General features: G+C 71.5%; 17 protein-coding genes and 3 pseudogenes. 14 read left to right on the top strand and 6 right to left on the bottom strand.

Features of this window, described 5'->3' with window-relative positions; all coding sequences use genetic code 11:
• Positions 1-93 precede the first annotated feature (93 nt).
• From ACZOOI_RS43940 to ACZOOI_RS43900, 9 genes and pseudogenes are all read left to right on the top strand, one after another.
• Positions 94-744 carry a TetR/AcrR family transcriptional regulator gene (locus ACZOOI_RS43940; protein WP_465282416.1) on the top strand — a complete coding sequence of 217 codons (651 nt, stop codon included), beginning with the start codon at positions 94-96 and terminating at the stop codon, positions 742-744.
• 1,004 nt (positions 745-1,748) lie between these two features.
• A complete protein-coding gene (locus tag ACZOOI_RS43935; RefSeq protein ID WP_465282415.1) occupies positions 1,749-2,465 on the top strand; it encodes a DUF3152 domain-containing protein in 717 nt (238 codons plus the stop codon).
• Positions 2,466-2,732: 267 nt separating this feature from the next.
• Complete coding sequence (locus ACZOOI_RS43930) at positions 2,733-3,680, top strand: hypothetical protein (protein WP_465282414.1); 948 nt, start codon at positions 2,733-2,735, stop codon at positions 3,678-3,680.
• Between the two features lie 111 nt (positions 3,681-3,791).
• Positions 3,792-4,156 (top strand): annotated as a pseudogene (locus ACZOOI_RS43925) (sugar phosphate isomerase/epimerase); the annotation flags it as partial.
• Positions 4,157-4,617: 461 nt separating this feature from the next.
• Positions 4,618-6,849: an RICIN domain-containing protein gene (locus ACZOOI_RS43920; RefSeq protein ID WP_465282413.1), complete on the top strand. Its 2,232-nt coding sequence runs from the start codon at positions 4,618-4,620 to the stop codon at positions 6,847-6,849.
• A 158-nt stretch (positions 6,850-7,007) separates the two neighbouring features.
• Positions 7,008-8,039, top strand: a complete 1,032-nt coding sequence (locus ACZOOI_RS43915; protein WP_465282412.1) for a LacI family DNA-binding transcriptional regulator — start codon at positions 7,008-7,010, stop codon at positions 8,037-8,039.
• Between the two features lie 287 nt (positions 8,040-8,326).
• Complete coding sequence (locus ACZOOI_RS43910; protein WP_465282411.1) at positions 8,327-9,319, top strand: NADPH:quinone oxidoreductase family protein; 993 nt, start codon at positions 8,327-8,329, stop codon at positions 9,317-9,319.
• A gap of 246 nt (positions 9,320-9,565) precedes the next feature.
• On the top strand, positions 9,566-9,928 hold the full coding sequence (locus ACZOOI_RS43905) for a sigma-70 family RNA polymerase sigma factor (protein WP_465282410.1): 363 nt from the start codon (positions 9,566-9,568) through the stop codon (positions 9,926-9,928).
• A 195-nt stretch (positions 9,929-10,123) separates the two neighbouring features.
• Positions 10,124-10,729 carry a sigma factor-like helix-turn-helix DNA-binding protein gene (locus ACZOOI_RS43900; RefSeq protein ID WP_465282409.1) on the top strand — a complete coding sequence of 202 codons (606 nt, stop codon included), beginning with the start codon at positions 10,124-10,126 and terminating at the stop codon, positions 10,727-10,729.
• 27 nt (positions 10,730-10,756) lie between these two features.
• On the opposite strand, the pseudogene ACZOOI_RS43895 reads toward ACZOOI_RS43900, so the two are convergent.
• The 6 genes and pseudogenes from ACZOOI_RS43895 to ACZOOI_RS43870 all read right to left on the bottom strand — a co-directional run.
• A pseudogene (locus ACZOOI_RS43895) lies at positions 10,757-10,911 on the bottom strand (glutathione-dependent formaldehyde dehydrogenase); the annotation flags it as partial.
• 7 nt (positions 10,912-10,918) lie between these two features.
• Complete coding sequence (locus tag ACZOOI_RS43890) at positions 10,919-12,220, bottom strand: aspartyl protease family protein (RefSeq protein ID WP_465282408.1); 1,302 nt, start codon at positions 12,218-12,220, stop codon at positions 10,919-10,921.
• A 271-nt stretch (positions 12,221-12,491) separates the two neighbouring features.
• A complete protein-coding gene (locus ACZOOI_RS43885) occupies positions 12,492-13,697 on the bottom strand; it encodes an ABC transporter permease (protein ID WP_465282407.1) in 1,206 nt (401 codons plus the stop codon).
• Positions 13,697-14,389 (bottom strand): ABC transporter ATP-binding protein, encoded by a 693-nt coding sequence (locus ACZOOI_RS43880; protein ID WP_465282406.1) that lies wholly within the window; start codon positions 14,387-14,389, stop codon positions 13,697-13,699. The genes ACZOOI_RS43885 and ACZOOI_RS43880 overlap by 1 nt, the downstream gene beginning before the upstream one ends.
• Positions 14,386-15,417: a peptidoglycan-binding protein gene (locus ACZOOI_RS43875; RefSeq protein WP_465282405.1), complete on the bottom strand. Its 1,032-nt coding sequence runs from the start codon at positions 15,415-15,417 to the stop codon at positions 14,386-14,388. The genes ACZOOI_RS43880 and ACZOOI_RS43875 overlap by 4 nt, the downstream gene beginning before the upstream one ends.
• Positions 15,418-15,530: 113 nt before the next feature.
• Positions 15,531-16,079 (bottom strand): hypothetical protein, encoded by a 549-nt coding sequence (locus ACZOOI_RS43870; protein WP_465282404.1) that lies wholly within the window; start codon positions 16,077-16,079, stop codon positions 15,531-15,533.
• Between the two features lie 185 nt (positions 16,080-16,264).
• Here ACZOOI_RS43870 and ACZOOI_RS43865 point away from each other — a divergent pair, with 185 nt between their 5' ends.
• From ACZOOI_RS43865 to ACZOOI_RS43845, 5 genes and pseudogenes are all read left to right on the top strand, one after another.
• A complete protein-coding gene (locus ACZOOI_RS43865; protein WP_465282403.1) occupies positions 16,265-16,921 on the top strand; it encodes a response regulator transcription factor in 657 nt (218 codons plus the stop codon).
• A 128-nt stretch (positions 16,922-17,049) separates the two neighbouring features.
• Complete coding sequence (locus ACZOOI_RS43860) at positions 17,050-18,276, top strand: sensor histidine kinase (protein WP_465282402.1); 1,227 nt, start codon at positions 17,050-17,052, stop codon at positions 18,274-18,276.
• A 211-nt stretch (positions 18,277-18,487) separates the two neighbouring features.
• A complete protein-coding gene (locus ACZOOI_RS43855) occupies positions 18,488-18,922 on the top strand; it encodes a DUF6892 domain-containing protein (RefSeq protein ID WP_465282401.1) in 435 nt (144 codons plus the stop codon).
• A gap of 124 nt (positions 18,923-19,046) precedes the next feature.
• A pseudogene (locus ACZOOI_RS43850) lies at positions 19,047-19,235 on the top strand (methyltransferase domain-containing protein); the annotation flags it as partial.
• Between the two features lie 43 nt (positions 19,236-19,278).
• Positions 19,279-19,737, top strand: a complete 459-nt coding sequence (locus ACZOOI_RS43845) for a protein-L-isoaspartate O-methyltransferase family protein (RefSeq protein ID WP_465284169.1) — start codon at positions 19,279-19,281, stop codon at positions 19,735-19,737.
• Positions 19,738-20,208 lie beyond the last annotated feature (471 nt).

Raw genomic sequence — 20,208 nt, 5'->3', positions numbered from 1 at the left:
GGCACGGGGACGGGGGGCGCCTCTTAAAACGGATAGCACCTGTCCGTTAAGCTATAACGGATAGGATCCATCCGCAAGGAATGGGGTGGGGAAATGGCTCGCAAGGCGCCTCGGCACGCCGAGGCCGAACGCAACGACGCGGAACTGCTGGCAGCGGCGAAGGCGGTCCTCAGGGCCGATGGCGCACGCGCCTCGGTGTCCGCCATCGCTGCGCACGCCGGAGTCGGAATGGCGACCGTGTACCGCCGCTATCGCACCAAGGAGGAGTTCTTCCAGCGCCTGTGCGTGCTGGCGCTGCGGCAGTGGATCGACGCCGCCGAGGAGGGTTTGCGGATGGCGGACCCCTGGGCCGGCCTGGTCCATTACGTGAATGCGGCACTGGAATTCGGCGGCGGCTCCCTCGGCTCGCTCGCCGGGACGGTGCCCGTCTCCGATGACATGGCCGAGGCGTTCACCCGGTCCGACGCCCTATGGCGCGCGCTGGTCGCCCGGGCGCACGACTTTGGCGTGCTCCGCGAGGACGTGACCAGCGTTGACCTCGACCTGCTGATCGAGCAGCTCGGCAAGCCCTCGCTGGTCGAGGACCTCGAACGCCGAGGGCACCCCGACCTGGCCGCGGCCCGGGACGCCCGGCGCCGCACGGTGGCGATCGCCCTCGACGGCCTGCGCCCCGGCCACCCGCGGCTGGAAGGCCCGCAGCCGCCGACGGGCCTGCTGACCCAGCGCTGGGAGAACGACGGTTGACACACGGCGTCGTGGAGGGCGCTGCGCGGGTGGCGACGGGTCTTCGGTGGGGAGAGGCCCGCGCTCGTGGACATCTACCGCTGCCGGGCGACGGGGGCGGATACACGGCAGCAGCAGCCGGGCCGGCCGGTGTGGTGTGGTGTGGTGTGGGAGATCAGTGCCGGTGTCGGGGGTCCGGGGCCGCGCCGTCCACCCCTCGACGGTCACCGTGTGCATCTCGCGCCCGCGCCGTCCTCGAGGACGTCGACCAACGCGACGCCGCCACGATCGTGCACACCGCCGCCTCAAAGGGCGGCACCTGGTCGGAACCGGCCGTGCTCGCGCGGACCGCGGGCACGGGTCGGCCGGTCCTGGCGGTGCACGACGACCGGCTAAGTGCGGCGGAATACACCGGGATGCGGTCCGGGCCCGACAGTCGAAAGCGTCAGCATCCACCGCGGCGCAGCCCGGGCCTGTCTGCGACAACACCCGGGCACCGGAGCGTCCGCTGAACGCGCACCGACAGCGAGGACTTCGAACTCGCCGACGCCCTCTGCGGGAAGTTGACCTGCTCGCTTAAAGGTGACGCTCGTCCATAGCCGGCTCTATCGGTTGCTGCTGCGCGGTTGGCTGGGATCGACCTTCAGCCGCAGCCGGACATAGTCGCTGTCCATCGGCCCCGGACGGCACGCACCGTCCGGCCCCCAGCCGTGCCGGGCGTAGAAGCGCTGCGCACGAGTGTTGGACGTTCCGATCCGGAGGAGAAGACACCCGCGGCCCCAGGCGCTCCTGATCGCCCGCGAACCCGCCGGGCCGGCCGAGTAGCCGGGCAGCGGGTGGGCGTTTCGCCTCCGTGTCCGGCGAGTCCGTGACGATCGCGACCCGTTCCCCGGTGACGCATTCGCTCACACGAGCGGAAACTGCTTGTCTTGGCCCCGAGCACCCGCTCGCCGTCCGACGACGCGACGCACCCCACGCGGCGCGACGGGCGGGACAGACCACACAGACGGGAAGCCCGACCCATCGTGAACTCGGCTCTCAAGTCGCTCCTCGCCGCCCTGTTGGCATCCGGCCTGCTCCTGGCCACGGCCGCCTGCCGACCCGCGGACGAGAAGGACGAGAAGTACTTCTCCGGCGTCGCGGATACCCGCCCGTACGAGGAGTGGCTTGCGGCACGTTCGGACATATCGGCCGACCTCGCGCTCTCGGGCCGGTTCCGTACCGTTCCCGGCCACGACGCGGCCAGGGGCGGGACGCGCGTACTGCGCTATCGAATACAGGTCGAGGAGGGCCTGTCGATCGACGCCAAGTATCTCGCGCGCGCCGTGCACGAGACGCTCAACGACACGCACAGTTGGGGAGGCGACGGAACCATCGCCCTGGAACGGGTGAGTTCGGGCGAATCCTCCTTCGTCGTGACCCTCGCCAGTACCGGCACGGTCAACAGCTGGTGCGCCAAGGACGGCTTGGACACCGGCGAACAACGCGTCTCGTGCAACGTCGCCTCCACCCGGCGGGTGATGCTCAACGCGTGGCGGTGGGCGACGGGATCCACCACATACGGCAACGACCTGGCGAACTACCGACGCATGCTGATAAACCACGAAGTCGGCCATCGGCTCGGCCACATGCACGAGACGTGCGACCGCGCGGGCGCCCCCGCGCCGGTGATGATGCAGCAGACGCTGACCCTGGTCACCGGCGGCGCCAAGTGTACGCCCAACCCGTGGCCGCACCCGTAGTCGAACGATCCGTCCGACCGGAGGAACCGATCCGTAGGGACCAGGCCCCGGAATTGTCGGCCCCACCCCCGCAGCCTCGCGACCTCAACCCCTGGGCAAACGCGGAACACTCGCGCAGGATGGTCGGCGGGGTTGGTCAGCCCCACCGGCGAACCGCACCGGCGGTGAACCGGCTTCGGGGCCTGTCCTTCGACAGCGTCGTCGAAGCGTGGACAGGCTCCGAGCAATCGGCCGGGCAGCGACCCGCGCCTCACTCTCGGAGGAACAGTGACCGTCACTCATCACGGTGACAGGCTCAACGGCGAGCCTGTCACGATCACGGCATCCACGACACGGATCGCGTCGTGGCTGGAGGACATCGCGACGGTGGACCGGATCCACCACTACCTGGACGCCCGACTCCGCAACCGGACCACGGATCCCGGTGCGAGACCGCTGCGTGCGATGCGCCTGCACAACGACGAGGCGCAGGCCGCCATCCTCTCGGCCGTACGCGCCGGCGCCACGGAGACGACGGATGGCCCGCTCGCGAAGGAGCTGAGCGACCACGCGGCGCGTTGGGCGCACGCGTTGGCCCGCCTGGTCGAGAACGCGGGGTGGTTCGACCACCTGTGCGACGCCCTGATCGCGACCCACCAGGTCGTGCGAGTCGGCCCCGCCAAACCCTGCGGTCGCTGCGGGAAAGACGGCGAGCGGGTGGTGTACACCAGCCTCTACCCGGGCGTCATGGACCGGGTCACCGTGTCCTGCCGGCCGTGCGGCAGAACCGCCCACCACCCCTACGGCGAGCCCGGTCCCGAGATCGACGCCCGCCTGGGCGCCCGCGCCGGCTCCGCCGTCCTCGAGATCACGACGGTCGCCGATCCGCGAGCCGTCGCCCCGACGGCGCTGTACTTCCGGCTCGCTCCCGGCGATGAGGACGGCGGCCCCGGAAAGCCGTTGCCCGGGGAGCACTTCCGCCTGGAACCGGGTGGGCGTTCGGCCACGACGATGGAGCTTCCCGCCACTCTGGGAGAGGGTGCCCGACTCCAGGTCCTGTGCGTCGGCGGTTTCCAGGTCTTCACGCGCGGCATCGCGCTCTCCGGCCTGGCGTCGATCCCACGCCCCCGCGCCACGATGTCCCGCCGCCCGGACGCCCGCATGGTCACCTCGAAGCGCGGTGCGGTGATCACCGAGCGGGCGGCCGGCGCCGAGCCCGCCCGATCGAAGGCGTAGCACCCGTCCCCACACGTCGCCGCCCGGAACGACGACCCGTTCCGGGCGGTCGGCACGGGGAGATCGCCGCACCGCCTCGGACTCCCGATACGCCCGGCGCGTACGCTCGTCGGCGACGACTTCGAGGTCGACAAGGCCATCGCCGACTCCGCGTCCGTGTCCTCCGGGCGTGCGGTGCTCGCCAGTTACGACCTTCAGTGCCGGGCGATCTCGAACCACCTGGTCGGCCGGGCCGTATGCGACGCCCTCATCGACGGGCGGCACCGGTCGAGCCTGCCCACGCGCATCCGGGGCGACGGCCGGCCCGAGGGCGTGCGGCGGCGTACCGCGGCCGAGATCGTGGACACCGCGCGGGCGCCGGCTGCCTTCGGCGTTGACACCGTCGTCGGCTTCACCGGTTCGGCCATCCGGCACCTGGTCGCCATCTTCCCGCCCGCCACCGAGCCATGGTCGAGGACGGCTTCCAGGACTGGGCTCCATCGGCTGCGCGGGCCCGTCTGCGTCGCGTGGGAGGACGCGGGCGCGGACCGCCTGCGGCGTGCGCCGGAGGCACTTGCCTGCCCATCTCAGGAGCTTCGATCTCGAACGGCCCTCGCCTCCTTCGACGCGGCCTTCCAGCGAACCGACTGAGGCGGCATCCCGACAACCGGGCCGCTCCGGTGACGGGAGCGGCCCGGTGACTTCCGGCCGGGACGTTCCCGCAGGCGTCAGTAGTCTCCTCGCGGCCATTGGCATCGATAACATCCTCTGCCATAGTGCCTGGCATCGGCGCTCCGGCGTCGGCACGACGTACTCGCGATTCACTCGGAGTTCCGGCCTTCCCGGGCCGCCACGACCGAGCAGCCCGACCTGATATCGATATCAGAACGCCCTGCGACAGGTATCACGGCAGGTCGTCGGAGAACGGAGAGAGATGTCACCTCCCGGAAGAATCATCGTGGCGGTCCTCGGCACGGCCCTGGCACTCGTGGGCATCGGCGCGCCCACGACGACGGCTTCGCCGGCGGACAGGACTTCGCCGACGGCGGCCGCCCAGTCTTCGCCTACGGCGGTCCCGTCCTCCGCCACTTACTCCGTCACCGTCGGCGCCAAGGGCTCGTGGACGCACCCGGACGACACCCCGGCCAACCCCTACATCGACAAGGACGGCACCTTCTACTTCCAGCAGGCCCATTCCCTCTACGGCGCCACCCAGGACCGCGCGTGGAGCTTCTTCACCGGGACCGACTTCGACTCGGCCACCTTCTCCGATGCGATCGGCAACGCGGGCACGAATCCGGATACCACCGCCCTGTGCAACAACAGCCCCACCGGCGTGGAGTCCACCTACGCGCCCGGCGCTTCGGGCTACTCGCAGCGGAACTTCTGCGACCTGACCGGGATGTGGGTGGATCCGGACACCGGCGACTGGTACGGGCTGGTCCACAACGAGTTCAGTCCGCAACCCTTCGGCGACGGCGTCCACTACGACTCCATCGACTACGCGATCTCCCGGGACCAGGGCCGGACGTGGACGATCAAGGACCACGCCATCACGTCCCCCTACAGCACCAAGCGGGGCGACACCGCCGCCTTCCCGAACCAGACCTACTACTACGGCGACGGCGACCAACGGCTGTACGTGGACACCGCCTCGGGCTACTTCTACGCTTTCTACGGCTCGCGCGCCGTGGACAAGAACGGCGGCTGGAAGGCGTTCTACGCCCACGTGGCCCGGGCACCCATCTCGGGGAAGATGGCGGCCGGTTCCTGGCAGAAGTGGTACGACGGCTCCTGGTCGCAACCCGGTGTGGGCGGCAAGGAGAGCAACATGGTGCCGGTGAACTCCGCCGACACCACGGGCTATACGCCCGCGTCGAAGGAGTACGACCCGGCCAACACCGGCACGGTGGCCCAGCAGGTCGCGGCCGGCACCGCCCCGCCGACCTCGCCGCTGTTCGTCATGGACATCACGTACAACGCCTACCTGGGGCTGTACATCGGGCAGCCGCAGGCGGTCGACCAAAGCGGAAACGCGCCCCAGCAGTTCTACGCCACCGACAACCTCGCCACCCAGAAGTGGACGCTGATCGGCGACACCGGCGGCTACCACACGGCCTCGTGGTATCGCTGGTTCCTCGACGGCACGAGCAAGACCGGTTCCGCCATCGTCGGCAAGGACTTCCGCTCCTACTGCTCCTTCGGCTGCTCCGCCGGCTCCTCCGGCGAGTACGTCAACCTCGCCATCGCCGGTTCGGCGCCCGCCGTCCCGCCGTTCGACCCCGCGAAGACCTACCGCATCAGCAGCGGGGGCAACCGGGTCCTGGCCCAGGTATCCGGCGGATCCGCCACCACCTCACTCGCCGCCTCCGACGGATCGAACCTGGACGCGTGGAGCTTCGCGGCCAACGGTGACGGCTCCTACCGCATCACCAACGCCGCCACCGGCCGACTCCTCGGCGTACCCGGCACCCCGGCTGCGGGCCGTGCCTGGGGAACCACACCCACCGTCACCCCGGCCGGCGCCGGCGGGCCGACCGTCGGCCAACAGTGGTTCGTCATCCCCGCGACCTCCGCCGGCAACGGCGGGACCACGGGCACCTACAAGCTGGTGAACCGCTACAGCGGCCTGGTCATCGGCCTCTCCGCCACGACCGGCCGACTCGCCGAGACGACCCCGGTCCGGGCCTGGACCGACACCACCGGCAACCGCGTCGGCGCGGGCCGCACCGCCGCGGAACAGACCCTGACCATCACCGCGATCGGCACCGGGCCCGGTTCCCTGGACGGCATCCACACCCTTACCACCGGCGGCAAGGCGCTCGACGACCCGAACCACAGCACCACCGCGGGCACCCCACTCATCACCTGGGCCGCCGGCGCCGGCCTCAACCAGCGTTGGCGGTTCACCCGGCAGAGCGACGGCTCCTACGAACTGGCCAACGCCGAATCCGGGTTGTGCGCCGACGTCGAAGGCGCCTCCACCACGGCCGGCGCCAGGATCATCCAATGGACCTGCAACGGCCACGACAATCAGCACTGGACCGTCACCAGGCAGCCCACCGGCACCTACATCGTCGCTTCCGTGCGCAGCGGACTGACGCTCACCACCGCCTCAGCCGCAAACGGCGCCGCGGTGACGCAGCAACCGGACGCCCAATCGCCGCTCCAGCGGTGGACGATCACCTGACCGGATCCGGCCCACGGAACACCCAGGCGAGGTCCGTCCTCGCCGCCCGCGCATGTCATCGATCCCAATCCGGGGGTCGGTCGGGCCGCCTTGTATCGATATCGCGTTTGTGATCGACTGGCATCGATATCAAGGCGGCCCGACGGGGAAGGAGTCCCATGGCGAACGACGGCGCATCCCACACCGCCCGGCCTCCCGGGATGGCCGATGTCGCCAGGGTCGCGGGCGTCTCCGCGCAGACCGTCTCCCGGGCGCTGGCCGGCCATCCGAACGTCCAGGCCGCGACCCTCGCGCGAGTGCTCGTCGCCGTGGATCAACTCGGCTACCGCAAGAACAACGCGGCCAGGGTGCTCTCCTCCGGCCGCAGCCGCTCCATCGGCGTGGTCACGCTACAGACCGGCTTCCACTCGCGGACCGCCCTCACCGTCGGCGTCGAACGCGCGGCGGACCGGGCCGGCTACACCGTGAGTACCGCCACCACCGCCTCGCTGGACACCTCCGCGATCGAAGCCGCGCTCGTTCGGCTGTCCGAACAACACGTCGAGGGCGTCATCCTCGCCGTGCCGCTGATCCACGTCAGCCGACGCATCGAACAGCTCACCTCCGCGGTGCCCACCATCACCGTCGACGGTTCGCGTACTGCGGCGACCGAAGTGGTGGCCGTCGACCAGCAGTTGGTGGCCAGGCTGGCCACCCGGCACCTGCTCGATCTCGGACACGAGACGGTCTGGCACGTCTCCGGGCCGCAGGAGTGGCTCGACGCGGCCAGCCGCTCGCGGGGCTGGCTCGCGACCCTGGAGGAGGAGGGCCGGTCGGCACCGCCGGTGTTGGAGGGCGACTGGTCACCCGCCTCCGGTTATCGCAACGGCCTGATCCTGGGCAAGATCCCCGACGTCACCGCGGTCTTCGTGGCCAGCGACGAGATGGCCTTCGGGGTGCTCCGTGCCCTGCACGAACTCGGCCGCCGCGTGCCCGCGGACATCTCGGTGGTGGGTGTGGACGACATCCCGCTGGCCGAGTACTGCTCGCCGTCCCTGACCACGGTGGCCCAGCCGTTCGAGGAGATGGGAGCCCTCGCGGTCGGCCACCTCCTGCGCCACATCGCCGACCCGTCGGCCCCGGAGCAACCGGCCACGGTGGAACCGGCGCTCGTGGTCCGAGCCAGCACGGGACCGGTACCCGGAGCGTAGTCGCGGCCTCGCCCGTCGAGCGTCGCGCCGGCGTGGCCCGGTCGATCGACTCCTTCCGCGCCCACCGGCCGAGCACGGACGCGCGGCGGGCCGGACGGGTCACCGAGGTGCGGCGGGCGCGCGGCGGATGGCGGGGCACCGGGTCGGGGCCGATGGGCGGATGTCGGTCCCGCCTGCTTCGAGAGTGGCCGATTCCTTTCGGCGGTGGCCGAGGTCTACATGGTGGAGGCGCGGCCCGGGACGGGTCCGCCCCGATCGTGTACGCCCGGAACGAAAGGCTGATCGACATGAGCATTCCCGGGACCATGCGCGCGCTGCGGCAGACCTCCCTCGACGGTCCGCAGGACATGCACCTGATCACCGACGCGCCCGTGCCCGTCCCCGGCCGGGGCGAGGTGCTGATCCGGGTCGCCGCCGCCGGGGTCAACTTCGCCGACGTCTCGAAGGCCCACGGTACGTTCCGGGGCGGCCCGCAGGCGCCGTACTCGGCGGGCTTCGAGGCCGCCGGCGAGGTCGTCGCCGTGGGCGAGGGGGTGACCGGCCCGCAGCCGGGGACGCTGGTCGTCGGCGTCGGGGACGGCGCCTTCGCCGAGTACATGCTGTTGCCCGCGGCGGCGGCTGTGCCGGTGCCCGACGGCTGGACGGCGCAGCAGGCGCTCGGTCTGGTCGTGAACTGGCCCACGGCGCTGGCCGTGCTCCGCCCGCTGGGCGGCATCACCGCGGGGCAGACCGTGCTGATCCATGCGGCGGCTGGCGCGACCGGTCAAGCCGCCGTGAGAATCGCCGAACACTATGGCGCGACGGTCATCGCCACCGCCTCTCCGGGCAAGCACGAGACCGTACTGGCGCTGGGCGCCCACCACGTCCTGGACTCGCTCGGCGGCGATGTGGTCGCCGAGGTGCTGCGGCTGACCGACGGCGCCGGTGTCGACCTGGTGCTGGATTCGGCGGGCGGCGACACGTTCGAGGGCAGCCTCGCCGCGGCCAAGAGGGTCACCGGCCGAGTCGTCGTCTACGGCGTGGCGGGCGGCGAGGCGTCGATCACCAACCGGGACCTGCTGTACAGGCACCAGGTTCATGTCATCGGCTTCAACATCGGCGTGCTGATACAGACCGCTCCGCGGATCTTCGGCGAGGTCATGGGCGAGCTGTCCGGGCTCATCGCCGCAGGCGTGTTGGAACCGACCCGGCCCACCGCGTACGACCTGGCCGACGGCCCGAAGGCGCTCGCGGATCTGGAATCCAGGGCCACCATCGGAAAACTGGCCCTGCTGCCCTGAACCCCCCTCGTACGCCGGGACGACACGGCCGCTCGAACGCCGCGCTGGGGTCCGAGATCGGCAGCCGCACCGCCGAGGACGCGGCGACGAACCTGGGCCCCCGGCGACCTGCCGCGGCATGCTCCTGCGGCTCGACGACGTCTGAGCACGGACGGACCACCCACGCCGGGGCGCCGCGTCCTCGGCGGTGACGAAAGCGGCGCCCGGTGCGGCGGGTTCGCTCGCGATGTGCACTAGGCTCGCGGCGTGACCTCACGTTCGGCCGCGGGATCGCATCAGGACCGGTTCACCGTCGAGACCGAACGGTTTCGCCGCGAGCTGTTGGCGCACTGCTACCGCATGGTCGGATCGGCGCACGACGCCGAGGACTTGGTGCAGGAGACCTACCTGCGGGCGTGGCGGTCCTACGGCGACTTCGAGGGCCGGGCGTCGATCCGAACCTGGCTGTACAAGATCGCCACCAACGTCTGCCTGACGGCGTTGAAACCGCGCCCGATCCGGGTGCTGCCCTCCGGGCTGGCAGGCCCGTACGACGGACCCGACCGCGTCCCGAGTCCCGTCGCGCCGGGCGGTGGGATCTCGTGGCTGGAACCGCTGCCGGACGCCTAGGCCGTTTCCGGCGGATCTTGGCGGGGCCGCGCCGCCTGGTACCGCGTCTCGCCGCACCGGAGAAACAGCCGAATAGAACCACTATGCGGCTGCTTCTCCGGCACGCCGAGCCACGGCACCAGACGACGCGACCTCATCCACCAAGATCCACCGGACACGGCCTAGATCTCCCCGCCCGCCGACGACCCGGCCGCGGTGGTGGTCGCGCGCGAGTCGCTGAGGTTGGCGCTCATCGCCGGCCTGCAGCACCTGACCGCCCGTCAGCGGGCGATCCTCATCCTGCGCGAAGTCCTGGCCCTCTCCGCGGCCGAGACCGCGGAGATCCTGGACACCACCACCGCGGCGGTCAAGAGCGGGCTGCAGCGCGCCCGCGGCCGGTTGGACGAACTGGAGCCGCGGCCCGAGGAATTGCTCGAACCGACGGACAAGCGGGCACGGGCGCTGCTCGACGGGTACATCGCGGCCTTCGAACGCTCCGACGCCGGTCTGTTGGAGCAGGTGTTGCGCACCGACGCCACGCTGGAGGCCACGCCGTTCCGCGACTGGCAGTCGGGCCGGGCGATGTGCGTGCACGTGCTCGACGCGTACGTGCTGGGCGAGCCCGGCGACTGGCGGATGATCCCGACGACCGCGAACGGCCAGCCCGCCGCGGTCGTGTACCACCGTGACACCGACGGCGTGCTCCGAGCCGACGGCGCGGTGGTGCTGGCACCCACCGCCGCCGGTGTCTCCCGCGTGATCAAGTTCCACGATCCCGCGCTGGTCGCGATGTTCGGCTTCCCGAACACGCTCGCGCCCTGACCCGTCGGTCTTCGGCCCCGCGACCGGTCACGGGCGCAGGAGGACCTTCACGGCGCCGTCCTGCTTCTTCTGGAATCGCTCACATGCGGCCGGCGCGTCGACCAGCGGGATCCGGTGGGTCGCGAAGTCCTCGGTGCCCAGCGGGTCGTCGCCCCCCACAGGGGCAGGATGGCGTCGACCCAGCCGGTCTCACCCCCGGGTGATGGAAAGTTTCATGCCGACGTAGTCGAAGCTGACCGCGTACGGCTTGAAGAACTCGTGGGTGAAGTTGGCGATCAGGTCGAAACCGAACTGCGCCGACTGCCCGGGGCCGGGAAACCCGGGAAAGACTCTCTCCGCGCCCACGCCCCGGACGTTGCGTCGCACCGCGCCACCGAGACTGATCCGGTCGGCGGTGATCGGGTAGGACCTGTTCCCGAACCGCTCCGTGGGGTGGGCGTAGTCCACGGTGAGCCCGTACTGCTCGGCGATGGCCACCGTGGTGTCCACGGCGCTGGCGATGCCGCCGGTGTCCACGGTCACCATCCTGGGCTCGCGCTGCCCGAGGCTGCCCAGTGTGCACGGGAAGTGATCATCGGCCAACCACAGCGGCAACCGGGCGAGTTCGTCGGGCGACGGACGTGCGACCGTGCGTCGTCGCAGGAGCAGCGCCCGGTGCGCGTAGTCCATCGTGGTCAGGAAGTGGTAGAAGATCGTCGTGCCGAACGCGCCCGCCGCCTGCGATCCGTCGGGCAGTGGTGGGCGTAGTGTGTCGTTCCACTGCACCGGGATGTTGCGGATCTCGATGTCCCCGATTCGGAACAAATCCAGGACGCCCACGTGAATCACGACGGGATGGCCGTCCACGACCCCGCCTTCCCAGGAGGCCAGTGCCCGCAGTCCGGCCTCTTGCGCCGCCTCCGTCGACAGGTCGAGCGTGCTGTAGGTGTCGAGATAGAACTTCTGCGGCTTTCCGCCGTTGACACTCGCCTCGACCGAGGGCACCGGGTCCAGGGTGTGGAAGGGCACGCGGGTGTCGCGGGCGCCGGAGATCTGCCACGGCGTGCCGTCGATCCGGGAGTAGGCCTCGGCGAACGCCCCATCACGCGGCCGGCCGGTACGGCGCATCAGCGGGACCGCGCGCGAGAGTTGGTCCTGTCGTACGAAGCACTCCGCGAGGCGCTGGGTGGAGGGGACGTCGTCGGGAGCCAGGGTGAGGGCCTCGGACAGGTGCCCCTCGGCGGTGCGGAACCGGTTGGACAGCAGTGCGATGTAGCCGATCCGGGCGTGCGCGTGCGCGTTGCCCGGGTCGTCGCGCAGAAGGCATCGGTAGCCCCGCTCGGCGTCGGCGAACCGGCCTTGCCAAAAGAGCTGATCGGGATCGTCCGCGGCGGCGAGCGCCGAGGGCGCGGAACCGATCAGGGGAAGGGCCGCGCCCACCGCCGCCGCCGCACCCGCTCGCTGCAGGAACGCTCGGCGGTCGAGACCTTGGCCGACCTTTCGAAAGGACATGTCGTGCTCCTCGGATGACACGGGATGTGTGGGATGTACGGGATGTCTGGGATGTACGGGGTGTGTGCGATGCGCGGGGTGTCGGATATCGCCGCCGGTGCCGCTGCCGTCGCCGTGACGGTGCGGCTCTTCCGCCGTGCCGCGGCTGTCACCACGACCGATGCGGCTGCGGACAATCAACACCAGGAGGCGTTTCGTCGGCGTTTCCGCCGCGGAGGGGACGGTGTCGGGGGCCGCCTTTCGAAAGAGACGGCCCCCGACGAGCGACGGGTCAGGCGGTGGCAAGGGCCTCCGTGGGCGCCAGTCGCGATGCCCGCACCGCCGGATACAGCCCGGCGAGCGCGCCGATCACCAACGTGGCCCCCAACCCGCCGGCGAGCGCCCAGAGCGGCACGACCACGGGCCAGGTCTGGTATCGGGCGTAGCCGGCGGTGACCGCGGCGCCCGACAGCGCGCCGCCTGCCCCGCCCAGCGCGGACAACAACAACGATTCGGCCAGGAACTGGGTGCGGATCTGCCCCCGAGTGGCGCCCAACGCGCGGCGCAGCCCGATCTCGGCGCGCCGCTCCAGCACCGAGATGACCATGGTGTTGGCCACCCCCACGCCGCCGACGAGCAGGGCCACCGCGCCCAGCCCGAGCAGCAGTCCGGTCAGCGCCTCGCCTGCCGCCTGCTTGGCGGCCAACGCGTCCGAGGGTCGCGAGACCTCGACTTCGTTGGGCGCCTTCGGATTGGCGGTGGCACCGAGCACCGTACGCACCTGCTCGATCGCCGATTCCCGTACGCGGGCGTAGATCTCGGTGGGATGGCCGTCGTAGGCCAACCGTGCCTCGGCCACCGACGAACCCACCAGCGCGGCGGAGTCCAGTTCGGGGGCGAGGGCGATCGGCTCGAGGATGCCGACCACGGTGAACCATTGGCCACCGAGCAACACCCGGGTGTCCGGGCTCGCGTGGCCCACGCCCAGACGTTCGGCCGCGGCCGCGCCCAGGACCGTCGCCGGGTGCTGCCCGGTGGCGGCGTTGAGCCAGGTGCCGCTGCGCACCTCGGCTCCGATCGCCGCGAGCAGGTCGGGCCGCGCGGCGTACGCCCCGATGCCGTTGGTCTCGGCGGCCGGGATGCGATCGGTGCGGTACACCTTGGCGTCGGCGATCCGGCCGACCGAGGACACCGTTTCCACCGGCGCGATTCTCGCCACCATCGCCTCGGCCTCGACCGGCATCCGGGCCCGGTCGCCGGTCATCGTGGTGCCGGGCCCGACGGTGAGCAGGTTGGTGCCCAGGGCGGCGAGCGTACGGTCCAGGTCGGCCCGCGAGGACGAGGAGATCCCCACGACGGCGACCATCGCCGCGATGCCGATCGCGATGCCCAGTGCGGACAGGAAGGCGCGCATCGGTCGGGTCCGCAGCCCCACCGCGCCGACCCCGAGCACGTCGCGCGGACCCAACCGCGCGGGCCGCAGGCTCGTGGTCGCCATCAGCCCGCCTCCGCCGCGACGGGTCCACGCCGGGCGGAGTCCGCCTCCACCCGGCCGTCGCGCATGCGCACCCGGCGGGGCAGGCCGGCCGCGATGTCGCGGTCGTGCGTGATGACCACCACCGTCGTACCGCTCGCGTGCAGTTCGCGCAGCAGGCTCATCACCCCCGTGCCCGCGACCGTGTCCAGGGCTCCGGTGGGCTCGTCCGCGAGCAACAGCGGCGGATCGCCCGCCACCGCGCGCGCGATGGCCACCCGTTGGCGCTCGCCGCCGGACAACTCGTGCGGCTCGTGGTCCATTCGATGGCCCAGACCGACCCGCTCCAGCGCCGCGGCGGCCCGCCGGCGGCGTTCCGTGGCGCGGTGTCCGCTGTACAGCAGTCCGTCCGCGACGTTGCGCAACGCCGAGGTGCCCGCCGCGAGGTGGAAGTGTTGGAAGACGAAGCCGATTCGGTTCGCCCGCAGCGCGGACAGTCGTGCGTCCGACAGGCGCCCCACGTCGTACCCGGCCAGGCGCACGGTACCCGAGGTCGGCCGATCGAGGGTGCCCAGCACGTTGAGCACGGTCGACTTGCCCGAACCGGACGGTCCGACGATGGCCAACAGTTCGCCCGCGTCGATCTCCAGGTCCACCCCGTCGAGCGCCACCACGCCGCCCGCGTACACGCGAGACACGTTCGTCAACGAGATCACTTCGGCATCCCGACGGTGGTACCCGCCGCGATCCCGTCGCCGGTCACCTCGACGCGGCCCGCCGCGAACAGCCCGGTGTGCACCGGGACGTATCGCGACGTCGTGCCCTGGACCACCTCGACACCGAAGCCGCCCTCGGCCAGTGCCACCAGCGCGGCGACGGGCACGGTGAGCACGTCGGCGCGGGTGGCCGCGGTCAGGGTCACCGACACCGCTGCCGAGGTGTACGCCTCGACCGCCGCGGGGACCTCGTGGTCCGCGAAACCGACCACGACCTCGATCACGGTCCGCGGCTCGGCGCCCTGCCCCTCACCGGGTCGAATCACCGTGGTGACCTCGCGGATCGTGCCCGCCACCGAGGTGTCGTCCGGCAGGGTGATCGTCACGGGGGCATCCCGCACGGCCAACCGGCGGTCCACCGCGCCGAGTTCGACCGTGACCGCTCGAGTCGTGCCGGTGTGCGTGGCCACCTTGCCGCCGGGCTGAGCCGGCGTGCCGACCTCGGCCTGCACGGCGTCCACTCGAATCGCCGTCGGTGTCAACACCACTCGGCCCAACTCGACCCGGCCGGTCTCCGTCAACCCCAGATCCTCCTGCCACTCGCGGACGGCGTCCGCCGTCGCCTCGGTGTACTCGTCGTCCACCGTGAAGCCGCGATAGCCCAGCGCCTTCAGGTTCTCCTCGAACTCGCGCACATCCACTCCCTCGACATCCGGCCGCAACTCGCGGTAGGCGGGAGTCGAGCCGTACATCAGCGTCACCGGCTTCGCGTCCACGTCGTACAGCGCCTCTCCGCGTTCGACCTCGGCGCCCGCCTCGGGCAACCGGGTGAACGTCCCGGACAACCGATTGACCAGCGTCCGGGTCGGGCCGTAGCCCAGCTCGCCGTTCTCCTCCCGGGTGTCGTGCAGGGTCTGCCGGCTCACCGTCGCCGTGTTCGGCGGCAGCGTGCCGGTCGTCTCGCCCCCGCCGGTGCCGCCCCCGCCGAGCGCGAGCACGGCCGCCCCGGCCGCACCCACCCCGGTCACCAGGACGACAGCGGCGGCAATGCGTCGCCCCCGTCGCCCGCGCCGCCGGCCGGGTGTGCGCGGCGCCCGGTCCGTCACCGGTTGTCCGACGGTCTCCTCCGGGGCTTCGGCCGTCACTTCGCCCCGCCGCCCATCAGCGGCCGGCACTTCTCGATCGCGGCCTCGAACTCCGGATCCTCCTGCGTGCCGCGTTCCATCCGCACACCGCGTTGGCCGGGTTCCGGGTCGGGGAAGTCCTGGACGCCGTTCTCGCGCATGCACGCGGCGAACTTGCGGCCGTTCTCCTCCGACTTGGCGTCCCCGCCAGGGCCCGCCTGGCCCTGCGGTGCGAGGGTGCGGCAGGTCTCCTCGGCCTTGGTCACCGTCTCCTTCGGCACGCTGCCGTCCAGCTTCATGATCACGCCCTGGCCGGGCAACGGGTCCTCCATCGAGACTCCGTTCTTGCGCATGCACTCGGCGTACTTCACGCCCATCTCGTCGCGGCTCAGGCTCGGCGCGGCGGATGCGGCGGCCTGCGGGGCGTCCTTGTCCGCGGCCGAGGCCACGCCGCGGTCCTCGTCCCCGTCGTCGGATCCGCAGCCCGTCACGGCGAAGGCGAGCGCGAGAGCCGCGGCAGGCCACAACGAGCGGGTCCTACCGCCGGTGAGCAGCTGTGTTCGCATCGGATCCCTCCCATCGGCGGACCGGATCCCTTCCGGTCCGACGGAGGACGATGCAACGCGACAACGCGTTTCCGTACCGTTTCCGCGCCCGGGCGCCGACGGGCGGCGGCGCTCCTTACGCTGCGGAAACAGCCCGTCCACGAGCATGAACCCCGCGGCGGGCCGGTTCGGGAAGGACGACACACATGCGGGTACTGGTGGTCGAGGACGAGCCGATGCTCGCCGACGCGATCACGGAGTGGTTACGCGAGGAGGCACACGCGGTGGACGTGGCCTACGACGGCGGGCGGGCACTGGAATGCCTGGGCGTCAACGACTACGACGTGGTGGTCCTGGACCGGGACCTGCCCGCCGTACAGGGCGACGACGTGTGCCGCACCGTGGTGGCCTCCGACTCGCCGGTGCGCGTGCTGATGCTCACGGCCGCCGCCGGGATCGCCGACCGCGTCGCCGGGCTGGGCCTGGGCGCCGACGACTACCTGACCAAGCCCTTCGCGTTCGCCGAACTTGCCGCGCGGGTCCTGGCGCTGGGACGACGCTCCCGAGCGGCGATGCCACCGGTGCTGCGCCGCGCCGACATCACGTTGGACGCGGCCCGACGCGAGGTGTACCGCAATGGACGCTATGTGCCGCTCTCCCGCAAGGAGTTCGCCGTCCTGGTCGAACTCCTGCGTGCCGACGGCGCGCCGGTCTCCGCGGAGGAACTGCTGGAGAAGGCGTGGGACGAGCACACCGACCCGTTCACCGGGGCGGTGCGGCTGGTGGTGCTCAAGCTGCGTCGCAAACTGGGCGATCCGCCGGTGATCGAGACCGTCACCGGCGTGGGGTATCTGATCCGATGAGACCCCGACTCGCTCACCGGCGCCGGACATCGCGGCCGACCGATGGCGGGGCCCGCACCGCCCGCCGCGGCAGGCTGCGCCCAGAACGGCGCAGGGAGCCGGGGCGCTTCGCGGTCCTTCCGCGCCGGATGGGGCTGCGCACCCGGCTCACGGTGATCTACGGCGTGATGTTCCTGGTGGCCGGCGTACTGCTGCTGACCGTCACGTACACCCTGTTCACCCAGCAGCTCGACCGGCGGGGCACGAAGGTGATCGCCAAGGTCGGGCCGGAGGGTTCGCAGGTGCTGCTCTCCGTGCCGGGCAAGGGCGAGACGGTCCTCCCGCCGGACTCGGCCCGCACCCTTTCGGCAGCGGGGCCCATGACGCCGGCTGCCGACGCCGAGCGGTGGTTCGAGGACCAGCGCCGCGAGTTGCGCAAGGCCGCCTCCCATTCGCTGATCACTCAGGGCGGCATCGCGCTGCTCGCGGTCGGCGGCACGGCGACCGGCCTGGGCGCGGTGATCGCCGGACGGGTCCTGGCTCCGCTGCGTCGGGTCACCGACACCGCGCGCCGCATCGCGGGCGCCCCGTCCGCCGTTCCCCTCCTGCACGAACGCATCGCGCTCCGCGGTCCGGACGACGAGGTCAAGGATCTCGCCGACACCTTCGACACGATGGTCGAACGATTGGACCGCTCGTTCGACGGCCAACGCCGCTTCGTGGCGAACGCCTCACACGAGTTGCGTACACCGCTGACCCTGGGCCGCGCGCTGGTGGAGGTGGCGATGCATCGCCGCACCGCCTCGCCCGACCTGCGCACGCTCGGCACCAGGCTGTTGGAGATCAACGCGCGCCACGAGCGGTTGATCGCGGGCCTGCTGGCATTGGCCGGGTCGGACAACGCGATCACCGAGCGGGCGTTGGTCGATCTCGCGGACATCGCCACACACGTGAGCGCGCAAAGCGAACCGGAGGCGCGGCGGGCCGGCGTCGAGATGATCGAGGAGTACCACGAGGCGCCGACCAGCGGTGACGCGCTGCTCCTGGAGCAACTGGTGCGCAATCTCGTGGAGAACGCCATTCGCCACAACACGGTGCACGCCGGCCGGCTCCACGTGCGCACCGGTACCGGCGCGGACGGTGTCGCGCTTCTCGAAGTGGGCAACACCGGACCGGAGTTGAGTGCCGACGTGATCCCTACGCTGTTCGAACCCTTTCGCCGCGCGGGCCCCGCTCGCCTGGTCACCGCGAAGGGAGCCGGCCTGGGCCTGTCCATCGTCCGCTCCATCTGCGTCGCGCACGGTGGTTCGGTCGATGCCGAACCCCGCCCGGGCGGCGGCCTGATCGTGCGGGTCGAGCTGCCGCCCGTGCCGTGACGCCCCGGCAGCCGAGGCCGGGAAACTGGGCATCGTGGTGGGTCGAAGTCGGGTCCGCAGGTTCCTGCTCGCCGAGGGTGTGCAATGGCGCCGCACACGCTCGGGTGGGCCGCCGGGTGCGGGGCCGGGGACGGCCCGGTCCGCCGCCTGCTTCCGATCGGCCGGAGACCGGGCGAAGGCCCGTGTCGTACCTCCGTGGTACTCAAGTCCTATGAGCCAGTTCCGCGATTTCAACTTCAAGCTGCTCGTCATCGATGAGCTCATGTACAGCCGTAAGCCGCTCCTCCCGGTCTACGACCTGCCCGGGCGGCTGGCCGAGCGCGGGATCCGCGACGCCGCGTCCTACGTTCTGAGGAACGGCCTTCACGAGGAGGTACTGCCGGAGTCCCGGGCTCATTTCGAGGCCCTGGAGATCCCGGCCGAGTTGCTCGCCCGCGTCGAGGAGCTGTGCTTCGACGCCGGGGCGGAGGTCTTCCGGCACTGTGCCCCCGCCTGGGACGGCGAGGACGACCTGTTCGACGTCCGCTCGCTCGACGACCTCGTCCTGCTGCCCAACCTGCGGGCGGTCACCTTCGTGGAGGACGGCGTCCTGGCGGTGCCGGACGCGGCGAACGTCTTCGCCGCGCGCGGCATCGACACCGACTGAGCCCCGACACCCATGGACGCCCCGGGCCCACCACCCACCTCGCGCGACCCGTAGGCGCGACCGTGATCGTCTGCGGTACCGCGCGCTGGAGCGGTCCACGGAGCCGAAACGGTGGGCCGAGGCGGTGTACGCGCCGCATGCCCCGCTGGTCGTCCAGGTCGACGACGGCCGCCCCGCTCTCCCGGGCAGCGGCCGCGAGGCGTCGAGTTCGATCAGCGCGCCCTCCGCGGTGTTGTTCATGCTCCGCGCGCTGGACGTGCAACCGGGCGACCGGGTCCTGGAGATCGGCGCCGGGACCGGCTGGAACGCCGCGCTGCTGTGCGAACGCGCCGGGCCCGACCGGGTGCACGGTCGAGATCGACCCCGGGCTCGCCGCCCGGGCCCGCGAGGAGCTGAAGGCGGCCGGCCGGCGGGTGGACGTGGTGAGCGGGGACGGCGAACTCGGCCACCGCGAACACGCGCCGTTCGAGCGGGTGATGGCCACCGCCGCCGTGGGTCGCGTGCCGCACGCGTGGGTCGAACAGAGCGCGCCCGGAGGCGTGATCGTCGCTCCCCGCATCGTCCCCTTCCATCAGGGCGGCCTGCTCCGACTCGTCGTCGCCGACGACGGGGCCGCGTCGGGGTCCTTCGACGGCGGGGTGATGTTCATGCCCACCTGCGGCCAACGCCACCCCCGTTTCGACCCCGCGACGCTGATCGACGACGACGCGTGGGAGCCGGTCCCCCTCTTCACCCCGCCCGGCACCGGCGCGGAACCGGACACACAGGTCGGCACGCGGGAGAGCTTCGGCATCGTCATGAACCAGAGCGCCTGACACCCGCGAACGATCGATCCGGCCGCCGCCGGCTTTGCCGCGCACGAGCTGGAAGGCGAACCACGTCGCGACCGGCCGGCCCCCGAAGCGGTCGCGACGCGGCTGGTGCGGCCTCCTGGCGACGCCGCGTACCTCGATGTTGTCCAACGCCCAAGATCGGGAAGCGCCGGAAACGGCCGGCTGTTGCGGCATTCGCCCGATGGTCCGCCCCGCTCGTGGGCTCGCCCACCGGATGGCCGAGCCGGTCGGTGGTGACAGCGGGCCTTGTCGCCTTTGTGGCCCTGGACACTCCCCCGCCTCGCGCCCTATCTCCACCAACGCACCGCCGGCCGGATCGGCAGCCCCCTCCCGCCTCATCCGCCAAGCAGCCATCACCGCCATCGACGACGGCACCGAACGCATCACCAAAACCAGCCTCGACCGGATCCGTCTCGACCACACCGCCGAAACCCGACACCACCCCACCGCCAC

The sequence above is a fragment of the Embleya sp. L77 genome, assembly GCF_055557415.1.
Note: the sequence above shows the minus strand (reverse complement) of the source record. Positions and strands in the feature narration are given on the sequence as shown.

Bases quoted from the DNA above. Each gene is read 5' to 3' on its own strand.
- ACZOOI_RS43870 (WP_465282404.1), bottom strand. From the start codon at position 16,079: ATGCGAACACAGCTGCTCACCGGCGGTAGGACCCGCTCGTTGTGGCCT.
- ACZOOI_RS43865 (WP_465282403.1), top strand. From the start codon at position 16,265: ATGCGGGTACTGGTGGTCGAGGACGAGCCGATGCTCGCCGACGCGATC.
- ACZOOI_RS43855 (WP_465282401.1), top strand. From the start codon at position 18,488: ATGAGCCAGTTCCGCGATTTCAACTTCAAGCTGCTCGTCATCGATGAG.
- ACZOOI_RS43885 (WP_465282407.1), bottom strand. From the start codon at position 13,697: ATGGCGACCACGAGCCTGCGGCCCGCGCGGTTGGGTCCGCGCGACGTG.
- ACZOOI_RS43860 (WP_465282402.1), top strand. From the start codon at position 17,050: ATGGGGCTGCGCACCCGGCTCACGGTGATCTACGGCGTGATGTTCCTG.
- ACZOOI_RS43910 (WP_465282411.1), top strand. From the start codon at position 8,327: ATGAGCATTCCCGGGACCATGCGCGCGCTGCGGCAGACCTCCCTCGAC.
- ACZOOI_RS43890 (WP_465282408.1), bottom strand. From the start codon at position 12,220: ATGTCCTTTCGAAAGGTCGGCCAAGGTCTCGACCGCCGAGCGTTCCTG.
- ACZOOI_RS43915 (WP_465282412.1), top strand. From the start codon at position 7,008: ATGGCGAACGACGGCGCATCCCACACCGCCCGGCCTCCCGGGATGGCC.
- ACZOOI_RS43940 (WP_465282416.1), top strand. From the start codon at position 94: ATGGCTCGCAAGGCGCCTCGGCACGCCGAGGCCGAACGCAACGACGCG.